Annotated in this window: 18 protein-coding genes; 10 read left to right on the forward strand and 8 right to left on the reverse strand. The window is 63.0% G+C overall.

All coding sequences use genetic code 11. From position 1 onward, the window contains the following. Nucleotides 1-489 (forward strand): nuclear transport factor 2 family protein, encoded by a 489-nt coding sequence (locus O3298_RS20110; protein ID WP_289918923.1) that lies wholly within the window; start codon nt 1-3, stop codon nt 487-489. Further along, a complete protein-coding gene (locus tag O3298_RS20115) occupies nt 486-1,454 on the forward strand; it encodes an LLM class oxidoreductase (protein WP_305060353.1) in 969 nt (322 codons plus the stop codon). Before O3298_RS20110 ends, O3298_RS20115 begins: the two co-directional genes overlap by 4 nt. A 6-nt stretch (nt 1,455-1,460) precedes the next feature. Here O3298_RS20115 and O3298_RS20120 read toward each other — a convergent pair whose 3' ends face one another. Then, nucleotides 1,461-2,387, reverse strand: coding sequence for a LysR family transcriptional regulator (locus tag O3298_RS20120; protein WP_305060354.1), 927 nt, complete (start codon nt 2,385-2,387; stop codon nt 1,461-1,463). An 83-nt stretch (nt 2,388-2,470) separates the two neighbouring features. Continuing rightward, nucleotides 2,471-3,250 (reverse strand): helix-turn-helix domain-containing protein, encoded by a 780-nt coding sequence (locus tag O3298_RS20125; protein ID WP_305060355.1) that lies wholly within the window; start codon nt 3,248-3,250, stop codon nt 2,471-2,473. A 65-nt stretch (nt 3,251-3,315) separates the two neighbouring features. Between O3298_RS20125 and O3298_RS20130 the strand changes: the two genes are divergently transcribed. Next, the gene (locus O3298_RS20130; RefSeq protein WP_305060356.1) at nt 3,316-3,573 is read left to right on the forward strand and encodes a hypothetical protein; all 258 of its coding nucleotides are present in this window, start codon (nt 3,316-3,318) and stop codon (nt 3,571-3,573) included. 67 nt (nt 3,574-3,640) lie between these two features. Continuing rightward, on the forward strand, nt 3,641-4,249 hold the full coding sequence (locus O3298_RS20135; protein ID WP_289918915.1) for a YigZ family protein: 609 nt from the start codon (nt 3,641-3,643) through the stop codon (nt 4,247-4,249). A gap of 260 nt (nt 4,250-4,509) precedes the next feature. On the opposite strand, the gene O3298_RS20140 is transcribed toward O3298_RS20135, so the two are convergent. From O3298_RS20140 to O3298_RS20150, 3 genes are read right to left on the reverse strand one after another with little or no spacing between them, the layout of a single operon-like run. Further along, the gene (locus tag O3298_RS20140) at nt 4,510-5,115 is read right to left on the reverse strand and encodes a hypothetical protein (RefSeq protein ID WP_305060357.1); all 606 of its coding nucleotides are present in this window, start codon (nt 5,113-5,115) and stop codon (nt 4,510-4,512) included. A 33-nt stretch (nt 5,116-5,148) separates the two neighbouring features. Then, nucleotides 5,149-5,538 carry a hypothetical protein gene (locus O3298_RS20145; protein WP_077401262.1) on the reverse strand — a complete coding sequence of 130 codons (390 nt, stop codon included), beginning with the start codon at nt 5,536-5,538 and terminating at the stop codon, nt 5,149-5,151. Between the two features lie 13 nt (nt 5,539-5,551). Further along, nucleotides 5,552-5,929, reverse strand: a complete 378-nt coding sequence (locus O3298_RS20150; protein ID WP_305060358.1) for a nuclear transport factor 2 family protein — start codon at nt 5,927-5,929, stop codon at nt 5,552-5,554. A 262-nt stretch (nt 5,930-6,191) separates the two neighbouring features. On the opposite strand from O3298_RS20150, the gene O3298_RS20155 reads away from it, so the two are divergent. The 5 genes from O3298_RS20155 to O3298_RS20175 all read left to right on the forward strand — a co-directional run bounded on the left by O3298_RS20155 (nt 6,192) and on the right by O3298_RS20175 (nt 12,387). Next, nucleotides 6,192-7,592, forward strand: coding sequence for an L-cystine transporter (locus O3298_RS20155; protein WP_251350914.1), 1,401 nt, complete (start codon nt 6,192-6,194; stop codon nt 7,590-7,592). A gap of 238 nt (nt 7,593-7,830) precedes the next feature. Beyond that, the gene (locus O3298_RS20160; RefSeq protein ID WP_305060359.1) at nt 7,831-8,130 is read left to right on the forward strand and encodes a histidine phosphatase family protein; all 300 of its coding nucleotides are present in this window, start codon (nt 7,831-7,833) and stop codon (nt 8,128-8,130) included. A 239-nt stretch (nt 8,131-8,369) separates the two neighbouring features. After that, nucleotides 8,370-10,883 carry a TonB-dependent siderophore receptor gene (locus O3298_RS20165; RefSeq protein WP_305060360.1) on the forward strand — a complete coding sequence of 838 codons (2,514 nt, stop codon included), beginning with the start codon at nt 8,370-8,372 and terminating at the stop codon, nt 10,881-10,883. A 20-nt stretch (nt 10,884-10,903) separates the two neighbouring features. After that, entirely contained in the window at nt 10,904-11,827 is a 924-nt protein-coding gene (locus tag O3298_RS20170) for an S-adenosyl-l-methionine hydroxide adenosyltransferase family protein (protein WP_099664989.1), read from the forward strand. Between the two features lie 236 nt (nt 11,828-12,063). Beyond that, nucleotides 12,064-12,387, forward strand: a complete 324-nt coding sequence (locus tag O3298_RS20175) for a hypothetical protein (RefSeq protein ID WP_305060361.1) — start codon at nt 12,064-12,066, stop codon at nt 12,385-12,387. Between the two features lie 90 nt (nt 12,388-12,477). Here the strand turns inward: O3298_RS20175 and O3298_RS20180 are convergent, their stop codons facing one another. From O3298_RS20180 to O3298_RS20190, 3 genes are all read right to left on the reverse strand, one after another. Continuing rightward, nucleotides 12,478-15,699, reverse strand: coding sequence for an efflux RND transporter permease subunit (locus O3298_RS20180; RefSeq protein ID WP_305060362.1), 3,222 nt, complete (start codon nt 15,697-15,699; stop codon nt 12,478-12,480). Nucleotides 15,700-15,702: 3 nt separating this feature from the next. Next, complete coding sequence (locus tag O3298_RS20185; RefSeq protein WP_077401247.1) at nt 15,703-16,875, reverse strand: efflux RND transporter periplasmic adaptor subunit; 1,173 nt, start codon at nt 16,873-16,875, stop codon at nt 15,703-15,705. A gap of 240 nt (nt 16,876-17,115) precedes the next feature. After that, on the reverse strand, nt 17,116-17,541 hold the full coding sequence (locus tag O3298_RS20190; RefSeq protein ID WP_289918902.1) for a divergent PAP2 family protein: 426 nt from the start codon (nt 17,539-17,541) through the stop codon (nt 17,116-17,118). A 234-nt stretch (nt 17,542-17,775) separates the two neighbouring features. Between O3298_RS20190 and O3298_RS20195 the strand changes: the two genes are divergently transcribed. Next, nucleotides 17,776-18,858 (forward strand): DUF475 domain-containing protein, encoded by a 1,083-nt coding sequence (locus O3298_RS20195; RefSeq protein WP_289912190.1) that lies wholly within the window; start codon nt 17,776-17,778, stop codon nt 18,856-18,858. The last annotated feature ends 172 nt before the right edge of the window (nt 18,859-19,030 follow it).

Genomic DNA, 19,030 nt, shown 5'->3' on the forward strand with positions numbered 1-19,030 from the left:
ATGAACGTGCAAACACTGCTGGACCTGGAAGCCATCAAAAACCTGCGCATCCGCTACAGCCATTTATTGGACGGCAACCGCATCGCACAGGCGGCCGAACTGTTCGCGCCGGACGCCGTCTGCAACGCGGGACTGGGCGCATGGCGGGGCCGCGACGCCATCCGCGCCGGCCTGCAGCGGGCCTTCGACGACTACGACAAGGAGCGCCACGGCAGCTACCCTTTCCTGCACGCCGTGACGAACCACTGGGTGGAACTGCTCGACGCCGACACGGCGCAGGGGCGCTGCTACCTGATCGACCTGCACACGCGCCAGCCGGAGCAGCGCGACCCGTGGATTTTGCTGGGTGCGTATGCGGACGAATACCGCCGCATCGACGGCCGCTGGCAGATCAGCCGCTCGCAGCTCGACATCTTCTGGCCCGCGCGCAATGGCGGCGGCGGCCATCCCGGCGACGATCTGGAACTGCCCGCACGGGAGGGCGCATGACGGCGGCCGGAACGAACATGGACCTGGCGCAGCACGCCCCATTCCGGCGCGTGTTCAGTCCGGGCAAGCTGAGCTTCGGCCTGATCGCGCCGCTGGAAGCGTATCCCGGCACGCCCGTGCCCACGCTGCAGGACCATGAACGCATGGCCAGGCTGGTCGACGATGCGGGCTTTGCCAGCATCTGGCTGCGCGACGTACCCTTCCTCGACCCGGCCTTCGGCGACGCGGGGCAGGTATTCGATCCCTTCGTGTATGCAGGCTTCCTGGCCTCGGTCACCAAACGCATCAGCATCGGCACGGCCGGCATCGTGCTGCCCTTGCGCGATCCCGTCATCGTCGCCAAGCAGGCGGCCTCGGTGGATCAATTGAGCGGCGGACGCTTCCTGCTTGGCCTGTCGACGGGCGACCGCCCGGCCGAATATCCGGCCTTCGGCGCCGATTTCGACAATCGCGACGAACGCTACCGCGAAGCCTTCGCGCTGCTGCGCCAGCTGAGCGAACAAGACTTCCCCGCCGCCACGACGCAGCATTACGGCACCCTGGACGGCACCCTGGACCTGCTGCCCAAGCCCGTGCGCCGGCACCTGCCCATGCTGGCGATCGGCCGCTCGCGCCAGCCCATCGACTGGCTGGCGCGCAATGTCGATGCGTGGATCTGGTCCGTCGACGATGATCAAGCGATCCAGGACATCCTGGCCAGCCTGCGCCACCATGCGGGCGAGCAGCCGCCGCCCGCGTATGGCTACGCCACCTTCTTCGACCTGGACAAGGACCAGGACGCGCCGCCCCGGCGCTACTACAATGTGGTGCGCATCGGCCGCCATGCCCTGATCGAACACTGGCAGGCGCAGCGCGAACTGGGCGTGCGCCACGTGGCGCTCAACATGAAGCCGTCGCAACGCCCGGCCGAAGAAGTCATCGCGGAGATGGCCGAGCATGTGCTGCCCCTGTTTCACGCGGACTGAGGCCGCTCAATCGGCGGGGTGAAACACGGGATTCGGTGCGGCCGCCAGCGCCACCAGCGCATCGATGGCTGCGCGCAGGCGCGGCTTCACATAGCGCGTCGCCGGCCACACGGCGTGAATCGGCATTTCGCCGCCCGCATGCTGCTCCAGCACGGGCACCAGCCGGCCCGACGCCAGGTCCGCATCGATCAGCCAGGTGGGCAGCTGGCACAGGCCGGCGCCCGCCAGGGTCGCCGCCAGCATCGCCTCGCCGTCGCGCAAGGCATGGCGCACGCGGATCGCCTGCTCGGTGGAGGTGCCTTCGGCTTCGCGCAGCAGCCAGACTGCAGGCCCTTGCCGGCGCCAGCCCACGATACAGTCGTGCCGGGCCAGGTCATCACGCACCTGCGGCGTGCCGTGGCGCGCCAGGTAGGACGGGGCGGCGCAGATCAGCAGCCGCTGCGTGCCCAGCTGGCGCGCCACCAGGTCCGCATCGTTGTTCAATGCACCGATGCGCACGGCCAGGTCGATGCCCTCCTCGACCAGGTTGACGGTGCGGTCCGTAAACGTCACGGCCAGTTCGATGCCAGTGTGCTGTTCGGCCAGTGCCAGTAGGGTGGGCAGGATGTGGCGGCGGCCGAACGCGGCCGGCACATCGACGCGCAGGCGTCCCGTGGGCACTTGCTGGCCGACGATCAGGCCATGCTCCGTCGCCTCCAGGTCTTCCAGCATCTGCACGCACATGTCGTAATACGTGCGCCCTTCCGGCGTGAGGGTCAAGCGGCGCGTGGTACGGTGCAGCAGCTTGGTGCCCAGGCGCGCTTCCAGCCGCGACACGCTCTTGCCCACGCCCGACGCCGTCACACCTTGTGCGGCGGCGGCGGCGGCAAAACTGCCCAGCTTGACGGTCATGACGAAATCGTTGATGCCATCGAAGCGGTCGTCGTTGTGCATATATTGTGGAATCCAGAGAATGAATTCAGCGATTTTACGCCGATTGCATGCTTGCAGTCTTCAACACGCTGGCGCGCCGCCCTTCACCCGGCCATGGCCCCATACCTGCCCGGCGTCACGCCCATCACGCGCCTGAACATGGCGATGAAGGCGCTGACGGTGTCATAGCCCAGGTCCAGCGCAATCGTCGTGACGGGCTGGCCGGCGGCCAGCAGTTCCAGGGCGCGCAGGATGCGGGCGCGCTGGCGCCAGGCGGAGGGCGTAAAGCCCGTCTCGATCGTGAATCGGCGCGCCAGGGTGCGCGGCGAGACGCCGGCCCAGGCGGCCAGCACTTCCACGCCCCGCTCGTCGGCCAGGTCATCGAGCACGGCGCGCGCCACGCGCACCAGGCGCGGGTCCGTGGGTAGCGGCAAACCGAACGGCTCGTGCGGCGCCGCGGCGATCTCGTCGAGGATCACGCCCGCCACCCGGGCCTGCCGCGCATCGAGTACGCCATCGCCCCAGCTGCTGGCGCGATCCACCGCTTCGCGCAGCAAGCCCGAGACGCGCATCACGCACGGCGCGGCGGGCAGACCGCCGCAACTGGCCTCGTCCACATACACGCTCCAGCCCGCAAACGGACCATGCGAACGCAGCGCATGGACGTGATGGGGCGGCATCCACACGCAATGGCTGGCGGGCACCACCCACTGCCCGCGGTCGGCAGCCACTGAGAGCAGGCCCCGCTCGGCGCCGAACAGCTGACCGCTGGCATGGCGGTGCGCCGCCGTCACCCGTTCCTGCGGCTGGGACATGCGCATGGCGCGCAGCGGCGCCAGCAGCGTCGGCGGCAAGATTGGCGGATTTGACGTATCGATAGTCATAAACAACGCAGGCAAGACAATTCCGCCATCATACAGTGGAGTCTTTCGATATTCAGGAGTGCAGCATGCGAGCAGAAGACGTATTACCCGATCAACAAAACCAGGGCCAGTTCAATGGCGTCACCGTGCGCAAGGGCACGGTAGGGGCCTTCCTGGCGAATGCCAGGCTATGGCTGGACGACGCCAGCAGCAGCGCCGAGCGCAGCATCGCTGAACGCGACATCCTCGACGCCCTCCCCGCCCTGCACGCGCTGGGGCTGTTCGACATCGTGCAAGTGCGCGATGCCGCGCTGCGCGAACTGGTATCGCCATCGGCCACGTAGGCGGCACTGGCTCGTCGCGGGCGCGCATTTCCTCTATCATGCTGCTTTGCCCGCCTTCGCACCCGCCATGCCGTTTACCATTGCCGCCCCCGTCCACAGCGAACTGATCATCAAGAAAAGCCGTTTCATCGGTTGCGTGCAGCCGATGACGGACCGCGCCAGCGCGCAGCAGGTGGTCAACGATTTAAAAGCGCAGCATCCGGGCGCCTGCCATGTGTGCTGGGCGCTGCTGGCGGGCGGGCAATCGGCGGCCGTCGACGATGGCGAGCCGAGCGGCACCGCGGGGCGGCCCATGCTCGACGTGCTGCGCCACCAGGACCTGGAAGGCGTGCTGGCGACCGTCGTGCGCTACTTTGGCGGGATCAAGCTGGGCGCGGGCGGCCTCGTGCGCGCCTACACGGACAGCGTCGCGCAAGCGTTGTTGCAGGCGGAAAAGACGGCCATCGTGCGCCAGCGCAGCCTGCGCTGCACGGTGCCGTACGCGATGGAAGGCATGCTGCGCCGCGAACTCGACGGCGCCGGTGCCACCCTGCTGAACGTGGAACATGGCGCAGACGTACTGTTCGACTTCAGCCTGCCTGAAACGGCGGCCACCGCCCTGCTCGCCCACCTGCTGGAGGCGGGGAATGGACGGATACAGTGGCTGGACGCGCAGGATGGCGAGGATCAGCCATAATCAACTGGTGCATCCTGGCGGACATGATGGACGGCGACAAGCGCCCCATGGAAAACATATCCGCTTGTGCAGGAATACGCTGATCCACCACCACGGCGAAATCGCCTTCATTCCCGGACATGTAATTTCCGCAGTCTGTACAGATGCCCGCACCGGCATGCCCGCTCGCCCACGCTTCATTGACGTCCACCACATCTGTCCCAGAATAATACAGATGCCACATGTGTTTTTTCATGGCCTTGCCTTGAAAACCACCATCGTCATGGATAGCGCTGCTCCTGATATCCATTCGCAAACACGTGAAGAATATTCTCCAGCTGTCCGTCCACATAGCCGAACAGGATCTGATATCCGGTATGGTTTTCCTGGCCATGCTCTCTCTGCCGGACCATGATGGAATGGAGGCGATCATCCTCATACCGGTAATCGTAACTCCCTTCGCCAAATTTCCCGAAATTGATGTCCTGCGCGATGCGTGCCCCGTCAAGAAAACTGAGCATGACATTCCTCAAGCTCCCTCCCGCATTGAAATGCACGCTTTTCAGTTCGCCGCGCTCATGAAAATAGAAGCTCCTGTTGATGACGGCAGCAGATCCGCCATAGCTTTCCACCAGGATGACCCTGCCTTCCCCATCGAAATGGTAGACATGGGTATCTTTCAGCGTCACGGGCAGCGACTTCAGCTCCTTTCCCGGCTTGAAGCCGGCCCTTTGGGCTTCGAATGGCCTGACGTTACATAACGGCCCTTTGCTGATCTGCGTTCGCGCCACGCGCAGTTTGACGGCATCCACATACGTCGCCATGAAAAAATCGGATTTCGACGCTATCGCGTGGAATTGCTCGCCCAGTTTTTGGATTTCACTCATGCTATATCGCTCCCGCTACGACACTTCCGGCAATCAAGCCTTGCGCGGGCGCTTGATCTGCAACAAGATGAAATGCGTCCACGCCAGCGCCGGCAGCACCATCAGCAACAACATCAGTCCGGCCGGCATGTCCGGCACGAAACGCACGAAGCAGGCGAGAAAACTGGCGATGGCCAGCCAGAAGCGCCAGTTGAACGCATACGCCTTGCGCGCCACCGTCGCCAGGGCGATGCGCCAGAATTCCAGCAAGGCCCACAGGCCGCCCGTCAGCAGCAACGCGGCCAGCGCATTGGCGCCGGGGGCGTCGGACCAGGTGCGCACCAGGTTGTACAGCAGCACGGGATAGCCGGCCGTGATGGCCAGGGTGGCCGGGCCGGCGGCGATGACAGCTTCAAACAGCTGTCCTTTGGAACGATGATCCACTAAATCTTGCTCCTCAAGCCACGACGCCGGAATGGGCGGCGATCACTTGCAGCGCGCCGGCCGCATCCTGCGCCCAGACGCGCGTAAAACGGAAGTCGCCATACGTTTCCACGTCGTGATAGCTGCCCGTCAGTTGCATGCGCACGGAAACCACGGCCACGTGGCCGTTGACGCGCACGTGACGCTCGGAGGCGCGCAAGTCGGTGATGGTCAGCAAGCGCTGCTCGTGCGCGGCCAGGTCCGCATGCTTGCTCAACAGATGCCCCAGGTGATTGGTAAACAACAAGTCATCGGCCAGCAAATCTTTCAGTACAGTCACGTCGGAGGCCATCATGGCCAGGCGCAAGCGTTCTTCCGCATCGAGTACCTGCACTTCCGTTAAAGCATTCATCTTTTTCCTTGAAATAATTGGCACGATATTAATAAATAGGCAAACCATGCTGGCATGAAATCGTGTTTTTCACAATCCGCCGGAAGACTTATGCCTGTAGAGCATATTCATATAGCGTAATATTCGCAGCGGTATTGCGCAAAACGCCACCATAGTACTGTACAGTGCTTGCCCTTTCGCCCGGGGCAAGAGCGAAAGTTACTGGTAGCAAAGTTCCACGTGCTCTCCGCAGTCTCGAATAAAACCAAGATAAGGCCCACTTATGGCAATTAACATCATTCTGAACCTGCTCGTTGCGCTGATCGTCTTCGCCTTCATGTTCCACCAGCAACGCAAACATGCGACGTTTACCGTGCGCGTCTTCACGGGCCTGGGCCTGGGCGTGCTGCTCGGTGCGGCCGTGCAGTGGCTGTACGGCGCCGGCTCGCCCATCATCGCCGGCACCAATGAATACATCGACATCGTCGGCAGCGGCTATGTGAAATTGCTGCAAATGATCATCATGCCGCTGATCATGGTGTCCATCATCTCAGCCATATTGAAACTCAAGGACGCGAGTTCCCTGGGCAAGATCAGCGCGCTGACCATCGGCACCCTGCTCATCACCACCACGGTCGCCGCCGCGTTGGGCATTTTGATGGCCAAGCTGTTCGGCCTGACGGCTGTCGGCCTGACGTCGAGCGCCGCCGAAGTGGCGCGCGGCGTGCAGCTGCAAGGCTCGCTGGAAACGGCGAAGGCCCTGTCGCTGCCGAAACTGCTGGTCAGCTTCGTGCCGACCAACCCCTTCCTCGACATGACGGGCGCGCGCAAGACGTCGACCATCGCCGTGGTCGTGTTTTCCATCTTCATCGGCATCTCGGCCACGGGCATTGCCGCCAAGAAGCCGGAAATTTTCGCATCCTTCGAAAACTTCATGAAAGTGGCGCACGCCATCGTCATGCGCATGGTCACCCTGGTGCTGCGCCTGACGCCGTACGGCGTGTTCGCGCTGATGTTTGAAGTGGTGGCCTCGTCGAGCTACACGGACATCTTGAAATTGATCAACTTCGTCGTCGCCTCGTACAGCGCGCTGATCTTGATGTTCCTCGTGCACCTGGCCATCATCGCCGGCGTGGGCCTGAACCCGCTGCGCTTCGTGAAAAAAGTCTTCCCCGTGCTGGCCTTCGCGTTCACCTCGCGCACCAGCGCCGGTTCGATCCCGATGAGCGTGCAGACGCAAACCCAGCGCCTGGGCACACCGGAAGGCATCGCCAACTTCGCCGCCTCGTTCGGCTCCACCATCGGCCAGAACGGCTGCGCCGGCATCTATCCCGCCATGCTGGCCGTCATGATCGCCCCCACCGTCGGCGTCGATCCGTTTACGATCAGCTTCCTGCTGCCATTGCTGGCCATCATCACCATCGGTTCCGTCGGCGTGGCCGGCGTGGGCGGCGGCGCCACGTTTGCCGCCCTGATCGTGCTGTCGGCGATGGACTTGCCCGTCGCGCTGGCCGGCTTGCTGATCTCCGTCGAACCGCTGATCGACATGGGCCGCACGGCCCTGAACGTGAGCGGTTCGATCACGGCGGGCACCGTCACCAGCCGGGTCATGGGACAAACCGACCTGGCCGTCTACAACAGCGACGACGCGCCCGACTTGGACGAAGCGGAACACGCCGCCTAGAACGCATAACCAAACCTACTGCGCGTCGCGGGTCGCGGTTTCCGATGCTCACTGGCTCGGCGCCCCCGTACATTCGCACAGTTCCGCTTCTCAAGCCAACGGGGGCGCCGAGCCTCGCTTCCGCTCGCTACGGTTTTGTTAGGCGTTCTTAAGCGCGTCCAGCCACACCAGCGGCGCGCCGCGCCTTACCGCTTCCCTCTTATTGATTGACAATAAACATGGAGGAAGGCGCAAGACGATGAAACAGAAAGGGCCGCAGCACATCTGGATCGTGCGTCACGGCCAAAGTGCCGGTGACGTGGCGCGCGATGCCGCTGAAGCGGAAAAACAGCTGTCGATCGCCATCGCCGAGCGCGATGTCGATCCCCCCCTCGCCCAACTGGGCGCGCGCCAGGCGCAAGCCCTGGGCGACTGGTTCGCCCCTCTCCCCCTAAACAACAGGCAACCGTCGTGCTGTACTCGCCCTACATGCGGGCCCGGCGGACAGCACAAGCCGTGCTGGCGCGCATCGGTGCGGAAAGCCTCCCCTGCGTGGTAGCCGACGAGCGCCTGCGTGAAAAGAGTTCGGCATCCTCGACCGCTGGAGGCGGCAGGCACATCCGTCACGGCCCAGCCCGACATGCCGGCCGCGCCGAAATCCTGAGCGGAGGGTCATAACGGCATAAAAACAACAGCATAAGCATATCCAGAAAGAATCGTTAGCGCCGGCGGGCGCCTCCCTTAAGCTCATGGCAACTGTTTCCACACCGACACTAATCGAGCCCAAAGGACACCGCCTTGCATCCGCGCCATTCATCCGCCCCCGCCTCCCTTCCCGCCACGCCGCTGCGCGCCATCGTGCTGGCCTGCGCCATGCTGGCCGCACCGTCCGCCTGGGCCCAGGACGCGCAAGCCACCGCCGACACAGGCGCTGCCGCTGACACGGCCGGCGCCGGCATCGACCAGGTCACGGTCGTCGGCTCGCGCGCGCGCAACCGCACGGTGTTCGACAGCAGCGTGCCCATCGACCGTTTCGGCGCGCGCGAAGTGAGCAATGCGCTGGCGACGGGCGACGTGGGCGCGGCCCTGCAAAACCTGTCGCCCTCGATCAACTTCCCCCGCATCGAGTCGAGCGGCGCGTCGGACTCCGTGCGCGGCATCCAGTTGCGGGGACTGGCGCCCGACCAGGTGCTGGTGCTGATCAACGGCAAGCGCCGCCACACGAGCGCCGTGCTCGACACGGAAAGCAGCTTTGCCGGCACCGTGCCGGTGGACATCAACGCCATTCCGCCGAACGCCATCGACCATATCGAAATCCTGCGCGACGGCGCCGGCGCCCAGTACGGCAGCGATGCCGTGGCGGGCGTGATCAACATCGTGCTGAAGAAGGCCCGTACGGGCGGCGCCGCGTCCATCAGCTATGGCGCCAACCACACGCATTTCGACCCGACCGATCAAACCCTGACGGATGGCCAGACCGTCATCGTCAACGCCGACTATGGCGTGCCGCTGGGCGAGGCAGGCTACTTCCGCTTCGGCGCGGAAACGCGGCGCCGCTCGCCCACGGAACGTGCCGGCCCCAGCGACGCGGGCTGGACTTCCTACAACTTCACGCCCGCCGACCAGGCCCTCGACGGCAAGGTGGTGTTCAAGTCGGGCGACTCGCGCCAGCGCAACAACTATCTGTTCTACAACACCCAGCTCACCCTGGATAACGGCCTGGACCTGTATTCGTTTACCACCCTCAACGAGCGCACATCGGACGGCAGCGCCTACTTCCGCTATCCGGGCGACCCGTCGAATGTACTGGCCCTGTATCCGAACGGCTACCGTCCCGTCACCAATGGCGACAAGCGCGACCTCAGCATCGTGGCCGGCGTGCGCGGCAGCTGGGGCGAGTGGAACTGGGACGCCAGCGCGCGCCACGGCAGCGACCGCTTTGACTACGGCGTGAGCCACTCCGTCAACGCCTCGCTGGGCGCGGCCAGCCCCACGCGTTTCAACCTGGCCGGCTTCGACTTCCGCCAGAAGGCCTTGAATCTCGATGCCACGCGCAGCATCGACATCGGCTTGCCCGCCCCCTTGAACCTGGCGGTGGGCGCCGAATGGATGCGCGAAACCTACACCAGCTCGGCTGGCGACCCTGCCTCGTATGCGGCCGGCAGCTTTACCGATGCGCCGCCGGGAGCGCAGGCAGGACCAGGCTTGCGCCCATCGGACGCCTACGACGGCAGCCGGCAAATCCGCTCCGTGTATGCGGACGTGGAAAGCGACCTCACGCCGCGCCTGCTGGTAGGCGCCGCCGCCCGCTATTCCGATTACAGCGACTTCGGCAGCGCCAGCACGGGCAAGCTGTCGACGCGCTATAAAGTGACGGACAATTTCCTCCTGCGCGGTTCGCTGTCGAACAGCTTCCGCGCGCCGGCCCTCGTGCAGACGGGTTTCCGCTTCGCCACCCTGAACTTCAATGCCGATGGCACGGCTCTGCAAACGGCGGCCCTGCTGCCGGCCAGCGACCCGCTGGCACGCAGCTTCGGCGCGCAACAGCTGAAACCTGAAAAATCGACCAACGTCTCGCTGGGCCTGGCCTGGAAACCGGCCGCCGCCACCAGCGTAACGGTAGACGCCTACGTGATCCGCATCCGCGACCGCATCACGCGTTCGAGCGACTTGCAAAGCGACGCCGTCACGGCCTACCTGGCCGCGAATGACCGCAGCGACATCCAGTCCGTCGCCTACCTGGCCAACCTGCTCGACACCCGAACCAAGGGCCTGGACGTGGTGCTAAACCACGACCTGGCGTTCACCTCAGGCAAGCTGAACCTGAATGCGGCGCTGAACCTGAACAAGACCAGCCTCGACAAGGTACACCAGAGTTCCGCTGCGCTGGCCAACATCGATCCCAGTCTGACCCTGCTGACGGAGACGAGTTTGTTCCGCATCAAACATGCGTCACCGTCCAGCAAATTAATCCTCGGCGCCGACTGGCAGGCGGCCGGCTGGGGCGTGCAGGCGCGCGCCACGCGCTTTGGCGAGCTGAAAGATTTTTCGTACGACAGCGATGCCCCCTTGATCGACGGCATCCCCGCCCAGCGCTTCGGCGCCGTCTGGTCGCTGGACCTGGAAGGCCAATTGAAACTGAGCAAACAACTGACCTTGAGCGTGGGCGGCAACAACATCCTCGACCGCTATCCGCAGCGCGTGCGGGAAACGAACAACGCCACGTATGGCGGCGCCCTGCCCTACAATTTCATCAACCCCATCGGCGTAAATGGCGCGTACTTTTACGCTAAATTAAGCTACACATTCTGACACTGGATACAAAGGAAATCATGATCATCAAACGCCTCTCCCACCTCGTCGCCGGCACCTGCCTGAGCGCCCTCCTGCTGTCGTCCGCCCAGGCCGGCGCGCCGCTGGTGCTGATGACGGACTTCGGCACGGCAGATGGCGCCGTGTCGGCCATGCATGGCGTCGCCTACGGCGTCGATCCGCAGCTGACCATTTCGGACCTGACGCACCAGATTCCCGACTACGATATCTGGCTGGGCGCCTACCGCTTGTACCAGACGGCCAATTACTGGCCGCAAGGCACGGTATTCGTTTCCGTCATCGATCCGGGCGTGGGCACGGCGCGCAAGTCGGTAGTGCTGAAAACCAAGGGCGGGCGCTACTTCGTGGGGCCGGACAATGGCCTGTTCACCCTGATCGCCGAGCGCGACGGCGTGGCCGAACTGCGCGAAATCGATGAAAAGGTCAACCGCTTGGCGGGCTCCGCCGAGTCGTACACCTTCCATGGCCGCGACGTGTACGCGTACGTGGGTGCGCGCCTGGCGTCGGGCGCCATCAGCTATGAACAGGTGGGTCCTCAATTGCCGAGCGAATCCGTGGTGAAGATCGCGTATCAAAAGCCTGTACGCGACGGCAACACGATTCGCGGCATCGTGCCCGTGCTCGACGTCAAGTACGGCAATGTCTGGACAAACATTCCGAAATCCCTGCTCGACGAGTTGCAGGTAAAACTGCACGACCCGCTGCAAGTACGCATCTTGCACAAGGGCAAGCAAGTGGCCAAGGTCACGGCGCCGTTCGAGCACACGTTTGGCGGCGTCGCCAAAGGCAAGCCCCTCGTCTACCTGAACAGCCTGCTGGACGTGGCCGTCGCCATCAGCCAGGGCGACTTTGCAGCCAAGCACCACGTCGAGTCGGGCGTGGATTGGGAAGTGGAAGTGAGCAAGGCTCCTGCCGCCAAATAAATCGTCTTGCGCGGCCAGGACGTCCCGTCCTGGCCCACCCTGTATCCCTTGCGGATTTGCGCTGCGTCAAACGCAGCGCGCTCCCCGTCTCCACCAGCACCGCGCCTGTGCAAGTCCGGTGAACCAGTACCGGCCCGCCTACTCTAAACCTTGCAAGCGATGCCAGCCTTGTTCCAGATACGCAATCTGGCGAGGCATGCGTTTCCACGACAGTCTTTCACTGAAAAGGAACAATCATGACGGCTCCACTCCTGACCACCAGCAAGCTCGTCCTCGGCAGCGCCATCGTCTGTGCGCTGCTGGGCGGTTGCAACAAGCGCAACGATACCAGCACCACCACCACGCCCGCCGCCACCGCTCCGGCAACGCCGCCCGCCACCAGCGGCACGTCCGGCACCACGGGCACGACCAATCCGGACGCCACCACGCCAGCCACGCCTGGCATGGCACCGGGCACCACCACCACCCCCGATGGCACGACCACCCCGCCCTCCGCCACGCCGCCTGGCAACGGCACAGGCACGGGAACAGGAACCACGCCGCCACCGCGCAACAGCTAGCGCCCTGGCCAACGGGCAGGCAAAAAAAGAGCCTTCCGCGGAAGACTCTTGAAATACCACGGCGCAGCGCAAGCTGGCCTTGGCCCGGTTTTACTTTTGCAGGCTGACCGACGCCGCCTTCGGCGTGCGGCGTCCCATCAGGAACAGCACGGCCTTTTTCAGCATGCGGTAAGCGAAGCGCACCAGCAGCAGGGTCAGCACGCACTCGATCAAGGTCAAGATCATGGCCACGGCCACGGGCATGCGCGCGGCGCGGCGGTGGAACTTGGCCACGGCGCCATCGCGGGCGATTTCGATGCTGTCGTAGAAGGTCGGCACGACCAGCAGGGTCAGAATCGTCGAGGTGATGGTGCCGCCGATGATGGCGATCGCCAATGGACGGTAGAACTCGCCGCCCTCGCCCAGGCCCAGCGCCACGGGGAACATGCCGGCGATCAGCGCAAACGTCGTCATCAGGATGGGACGCAGACGCATGCGGCCCGCGTACATCAGCGCGTCCTCGCGGCCATGGCCCTCTTCCTCGCGCTTGCGCGCCGCGTCCAGCAGCAGGATGGCGTTCTTGGCGACCAGCCCCATCAGCATGATGATGCCGATAAAGCTCATCAGGTTGAGGGTGTTATTCGTGATCACCAGCGCCACCACCACACCGATCAGACTGAGTGGCAAGGACATCATCACGGCCACCGGCGCGGTAAATGAACCAAACTGCATGACCAGGATCAAATACATCAGGCCGATACCCATCACCAGCGCGATCAGCATTTCCGTGAACAGCTCTTGCTGGTCCTGGCCGGCGCCACCGAGCGCCAGGCCATAGCCGGGCGGGAAGTCGATGGAATTGGCCAGCTTCATGGCGTCGCTCGTCACTTCGCCGTTCGAGCGGCCTTGCGCATTGGCCGACACGGTAATCGTGCGCTTGCCATTCTTGTGCTCGATGCCGGACGGGCCCTTGCCCATGGTGATGGTGGCGATCTGGTCGAGCGGGACCATTTGCGAAGTCCCCGTCACGCTGATCGGCAGGCGCTCGATGTTTTCCGACGCCACGCGGTCATCGGGATGCAGGCGCACGGCCACGTCGCGCGTTTCACCCGTCGGATCGACCCAGTCGCCCACTTCCACGCCGGCAAAGGCCACGCGCAACGATTGCGCTGCATCATTGACGGAAATGCCCATCGAGTTGGCCAAGCCACGGTTGAGCTCGATCTGCAGCTCGTTCTTCGGGTCTTGCTCGGACAGGCCCACGTCGACGGCGCCAGGAATGGCGCGCAGCTTGTCCATGTAGGCATTCGTGATTTCCATCAATTTACGCGAATCCGGGCCCGTGAATTCCACCTGGATCGGTTTTTGCGAACCGTTGCTCAAGTCATCCTGCACCACGTATTCGGCACCCACCAGGCGCGACATCTTTTCGCGCAGCTCGACGGCGATTTCCTTGGCCGAACGCTTGCGGGTATTGCGCTTGCCGATGTCGACATACACTCGTCCGCCGCCAGCATTGATGGAACTGTTGGTATCCTTGGTTTCAGGCAAGGTACGCGCCAGCACGGCCGCCGCTTCCAGTTTCAAACGCGAATACTCGATGCTGCTCGACGATGGCGTGCGCACATTGATCATCAAGTTGCCCGAATCGGATGCTGGCAGGAAACTCGTGCCGCCATGGGTAGCGTGCAGGGCGATGGCGCCCACCAGGCTGCCGAAGGCGATCACGGCCATCCAGCGGCGGTGATGCAGTGCCCAGGCGATCACGCGGCCGTAGCGGTCGGCCTGGTGGTCGAACCAGTGGTTGAATTTTTCCAGTACGCGGCCGATGCCTTTTTTCGGCGCCGAATGTTCCTCGACCGGGTCACCCCAGTAAGCCGACAACATCGGGTCGAGCGTAAACGAGATGCCCAGGCTGACGAGCACCGAGCACGTCACCGTCAAGGCAAACGGACGGAACCATTCGCCGGAAATGCCGGGCATGAACGCAACGGGAATGAAGACGGCGATGATGGAGAAGGTCGTGGCGGCCACGGCCATGCCGATCTCGGCCGTACCTTCCAGCGCGGCCGTGCGGCGGTCCTTGCCCATCTGCATGTGGCGCACGATGTTTTCACGCACCACGATGGCATCATCGATCAGCACGCCAATGGCCAGCGACAAGCCCAGCAAGGTCATGAAGTTCAGGGTAAAGCCGCACAGCCACACGGCAATGAAAGCGGCAATCACGGATGTGGGCAAGCTCAGCGCCGTGATCAGGGTCGAACGCCACGAGTTCAGGAAGGCGTAGACGACGAAAATCGTCAGCACGGCGCCCAGTACCAGCGATTCGATCACATTGTTCAAGCTATGCTGGGCGTTTTCGCCGCCGTCGCGCGTCACTTGCAGGATCGTGCCTTTCGGCAAGGTCTTGTTGATTTCCGCCACCATGTCGCGGATCTTGTTGGCCACGCTGACGGTGGAAGCGTCGCGCACGCGGGTGATCGAAATGCCCACGTTGGGCTTGCCGCTGCGCATGCTCAGGCTGTTGACTTCGGCAAAGCCATCTTCGATGGTGGCCACTTGCGCCAGGCGCACGATTTCCTCGCCGCGGCGCTTGATCACCACTTTCTCGAAGTCGCTTGGCGACTCGATGCGGCCCACGAGGCGGATGCTTTTCTCGTCCAGGGTGCCGCGCACCTTGCCCACGGGCGCATTCGTGTTCTGGTTGCGCAAGGCGGTGACGACGTCGCTGACGGAAACATTGTATTCACGCAACTTTTCAGCCCGCAGCAGCACGGACAGTTCGCGCTTGAGCGAACCGCCCACGTTGACCAGCGCCACGCCATCGACGGTGCGGAAGCGGTCCGACAGCACGTCCTCGGCCAGGCGCGAAATTTCCGCATGGCTTTGCGTATTCGACGACAGGGCCAGTTGCATGATGGGCTCGGCAGCCGGATCGATGCGCTGCAAGATAGGTTCGCGCATTTCCGTCGGCAACTTGTAGCGCACGGCGGCAATCGCATTGCGGATATTGTCGGACGCTTCGATCAAATTGGTATTGAAGGAAAACTTCAGGAAGATGCTGGCCGAACCTTCATTCGAATCGCTGTTGACTTCGGTCACGCCGGAAATGCTTTGCAAGGACTTTTCCAGGCGGTTCACCACTTCGCGCTCGACCGTGTCGGGCGACGCGCCAGGGTAAGGAATGCTGACGACGATGAACGGTACCTCGACGTCCGGGTTCTGGTTGACGCGCAATTTCTTGAGCGCCAGCAAGCCGACGCACATCATGGCCAGGATCAGGACGATGGTGGCGGTGGGCCGCTTGATACTGAAATCAGAAAGGAACATGGCTTAGTTTCCTTTACCGGCAACGGCGGTGCTGCTGCTGGCCACGGCGGCGGCTGGCACGGCCTTGGCGGCCGTCAATTCCACTTTCTGCCCATCCTTGAAGGTCGAGCCCGGCGTGCGCAGCACGGTGTCGCCGCTGGCCAGGCCGCTTTGCACTTCCCACTGGCCCGTGCGCACGTCGCGCGCGCCGATACGCAAGTTAACTTTATGCAAAGCCTTGTCCTTGACTTTCCACGTGTACGTGACGTCGCCCGCCTTCACCAGGGCCGAGTCGGGGATCATCAGCGCGCTGACGGTTTCCGTCTCGATGCGGCCTTCCGCATACAGGCCGGCCACGCGCGGTTGTTCCTTGTCATTGAAATCGACCAGCACGGCCACCTGGCGCGTGACGGCGTTGGCCGCCGGATCGACGCGTCGCACCTTGCCCGCGAAATCCTGGCCTGGATAACCATTGATGCGGAACAATACGGGCTGGCCCACCTTGACGACGCCGATCTTGTCGGCCGACACCAGGCCTTCCAGGCGCATGCTGGTTGGATCGATGACCTTGATCAATTCCTTGCCGATTTGTGCCGTATCGCCATTCGATACCTTGCGCTCGCTCACGATGCCGTCGAACGGCGCACGCACGAGGGTGCGCTGCAACTGCTGGCGCGCTTGCACGGCGCGGCTTTTCGCGGCGGACAGATCGCTTTGCGCATTGTTGCGGCGGATTTCCGCGTCTTCCAGCGCCTGCGTCGACGTCATGCCCGAAGCGCGCAGGGTTTTCATGCGCTGGAACATGCGTTCGGACTGCTCCAGCACCTGGCCGGCGGCGCGGCTGGCTTCCTCGGCCGAATTGAGGCCGTCGCGGATGGACGTTTCGTCCAGGCGCACCAACACGTCGCCCCGCTTGACGATTTCACCATTTTCCTTCATGACCTGGATCACCACGGCCGACACTTCGGCGCGCAAGTCCGCGTTGCGCTCGGGCTGCACGGAACCGGTGATGACCGGCCCCGACGCCAGCGCATTGCTCTGGATGGTCAGCAAGTCTTCCGGGGACACGAGCAAATTGGCGGCAGCGCCCGCCTGTTCCTTGGCATTCTTGCCGCCCTTGCCGGGATCTTTGGACTCTTTGCCGCAGGCGGCCAGGGCAGAAGCGATTGCCAGAACAAACAGGGTTTTGCGCAACATGGGTAATTCTCCGGATAGATAGCACCACTACCGTTCCCGCGGCCCGGATAGGGCTGCGAGCGATAGCAAGCATAATATTTTTATTAAAACCACAAGCGCCAAAGTATCCATGAGCGCATCCGGGCATGTCAATCGGCGGTTTCCTGTAATGCTTTAATCAATGGATGAAACGTAGTTTTTACGCGCTGAAACGCAAAACCCCGCCTTGAAGCGGGGTTTTGCGTTTCAGGGGAAGCGAACTTAGCGGCCGAAAATGGTGTTAATCAGGAAACCGATGGCCACGCCCGTGCACAGGCCGCCGGCGATTTCCACCAGGGTATGGCCCATGCGCTCGCGCAACCAGGTATGCGCGGGGCTGGCCGCTTCCTTGGCCAGGCGGTTGATGGCGGCCGCCTGCTTGCCCACGTGCTGGCGCAGGCTGTTGGCGTCGATGATGACGATGAAAGCCAAGGTCACTGCCACGCCGAAGGCGGGATGGCCGATGCCTTCGCGCAAGGCGATCAGGGTCGCCATGCTGGACACGACAGCGCTATGGTTGCTGGGAAAGCCGCCATTGCCGACCAGGCCGAACGCCCATTGCCGCGTGCGGACACTGTTGATCAGGAATTTGATCGGTCCGACCAGGATCCAGGTGATCAGGGGCGTGACGAGGTAAGCGATATCCACGGGGTATTCCTTCTTATATATGTATAGGGTGCGTCAGGGGAGACAGGCGCGCCGCAATTATCGCAGAACATCCGCGCCAGCAGAACTGTCTTCCGTCGGCCTATAAAACGCCGCCCCCGGCGGCAACTAATATAAAATCATGGCATATACAACAATTGACGTATATCAACACCGAGTGCGGCGCGTACAGCGGCGCGGATAATCAAACGTCTTCATATTTGCAACGGGGTACTCATGCGGCATTTCAGAATTTCCTTTTTAGTCACTTTTATCCTGATGGCAGTATCAGGCTGGTGGGGTTACAGCCATAGTGGCATGCCGGGCCTGATCCAGGCGCTGTGGATCACGGGCGTGCTGGGCATCATGGAAGTGTCGCTGTCGTTCGACAATGCGGTGGTGAATGCCTCGGTCTTGCGTCACTGGAATGAATTCTGGCAAAAACTGTTCTTGACGGTAGGTATCCTCGTGGCCGTCTTCGGCATGCGGCTGCTGTTTCCATTGGTCATCGTTTCCGTCGCCACGGGCCTGGGCCTCGTCGACGTATGGACCATGGCCACCACGACGCCCGATGTGTACGCCAAGCACCTGACGGACAACCATGCGCAAGTGGCGGCCTTCGGCGGCGCCTTCCTGCTGCTGGTGTTCCTGAACTTCCTGTTCGACGACGAGAAGGAATTGCACTGGCTGGGCTGGGCCGAGGAAAAAGTCAACGCGCTGGGCACCGAAAGCCTGGCCGTGCTGATCACCATGGGCGCCGTGGCTGCCTGCGTGGCGATGGGCCCCGTGGAACAAAAATACAGCGTGCTCGCGTCGGGCATCGTCGGCATCGCCGTCTACATCGGCGTGAACTGGATCAGCGGCTTGCTGGAAGAAGGCGAACCGGACTTGCAGGATGACGCAGAAGAAAGCGCCGCGCCGGCCAGGAACGGCAATGGCGACCTGGTAAAAACCGTGGCGCGCGGCAGCATCGGCGGCTTCCTGTACCTGGAAGTGCTGGACGCCTCGTTCAGCTTTGACGGCGTGATCGGCGCGTTCGCCATCACCAACGACGTCGTCATCATCATGCTGGGCCTGGCCATCGGCGCCATGTTCGTGCGCTCGATGACGGTATACCTGGTGCACAAGGGCACGCTGGACGAATTCGTCTACCTGGAGCACGGCGCCCACTATGCGATCGGCATCCTTGCCTTGATCATGCTGGCGTCCGTCAAGTACCATATTCCGGAGTGGTTCACGGGCCTGTCGGGCGTGGCCTTCATCCTGGTCTCGCTGTGGTCATCCTTGCGTTATCGCAAACGGCACGCGGCACAAGCTTGAAATCGGGGGTTCCGCCCCCAATTGAGAGAGTAATGGCACGAGCGCCTTGCGCTCATCCCATGAAGGCATGTCTAACAACGCCTGACAAAACCGTAGCGAGCGGAAGGAAGTTGTGGCAGAGAAGCGCAACTGTACGAAGGTACAGTGAGCATCGCAGGCCGCAAATTACGAC

The organism is Janthinobacterium sp. SUN137, assembly GCF_030587265.1.
GTDB lineage: Bacteria > Pseudomonadota > Gammaproteobacteria > Burkholderiales > Burkholderiaceae_D > Janthinobacterium > Janthinobacterium kumbetense.

Bases quoted from the DNA above. Each gene is read 5' to 3' on its own strand.
- O3298_RS20110 (WP_289918923.1), top strand. From the start codon at position 1: ATGAACGTGCAAACACTGCTGGACCTGGAAGCCATCAAAAACCTGCGC.
- O3298_RS20130 (WP_305060356.1), top strand. From the start codon at position 3,316: ATGCGAGCAGAAGACGTATTACCCGATCAACAAAACCAGGGCCAGTTC.
- O3298_RS20180 (WP_305060362.1), bottom strand. From the start codon at position 15,699: ATGTTCCTTTCTGATTTCAGTATCAAGCGGCCCACCGCCACCATCGTC.
- O3298_RS20120 (WP_305060354.1), bottom strand. From the start codon at position 2,387: ATGCACAACGACGACCGCTTCGATGGCATCAACGATTTCGTCATGACC.
- O3298_RS20115 (WP_305060353.1), top strand. From the start codon at position 486: ATGACGGCGGCCGGAACGAACATGGACCTGGCGCAGCACGCCCCATTC.
- O3298_RS20175 (WP_305060361.1), top strand. From the start codon at position 12,064: ATGACGGCTCCACTCCTGACCACCAGCAAGCTCGTCCTCGGCAGCGCC.
- O3298_RS20160 (WP_305060359.1), top strand. From the start codon at position 7,831: ATGAAACAGAAAGGGCCGCAGCACATCTGGATCGTGCGTCACGGCCAA.
- O3298_RS20140 (WP_305060357.1), bottom strand. From the start codon at position 5,115: ATGAGTGAAATCCAAAAACTGGGCGAGCAATTCCACGCGATAGCGTCG.
- O3298_RS20150 (WP_305060358.1), bottom strand. From the start codon at position 5,929: ATGAATGCTTTAACGGAAGTGCAGGTACTCGATGCGGAAGAACGCTTG.
- O3298_RS20135 (WP_289918915.1), top strand. From the start codon at position 3,641: ATGCCGTTTACCATTGCCGCCCCCGTCCACAGCGAACTGATCATCAAG.
- O3298_RS20195 (WP_289912190.1), top strand. From the start codon at position 17,776: ATGCGGCATTTCAGAATTTCCTTTTTAGTCACTTTTATCCTGATGGCA.
- O3298_RS20185 (WP_077401247.1), bottom strand. From the start codon at position 16,875: ATGTTGCGCAAAACCCTGTTTGTTCTGGCAATCGCTTCTGCCCTGGCC.
- O3298_RS20170 (WP_099664989.1), top strand. From the start codon at position 10,904: ATGATCATCAAACGCCTCTCCCACCTCGTCGCCGGCACCTGCCTGAGC.
- O3298_RS20155 (WP_251350914.1), top strand. From the start codon at position 6,192: ATGGCAATTAACATCATTCTGAACCTGCTCGTTGCGCTGATCGTCTTC.
- O3298_RS20125 (WP_305060355.1), bottom strand. From the start codon at position 3,250: ATGACTATCGATACGTCAAATCCGCCAATCTTGCCGCCGACGCTGCTG.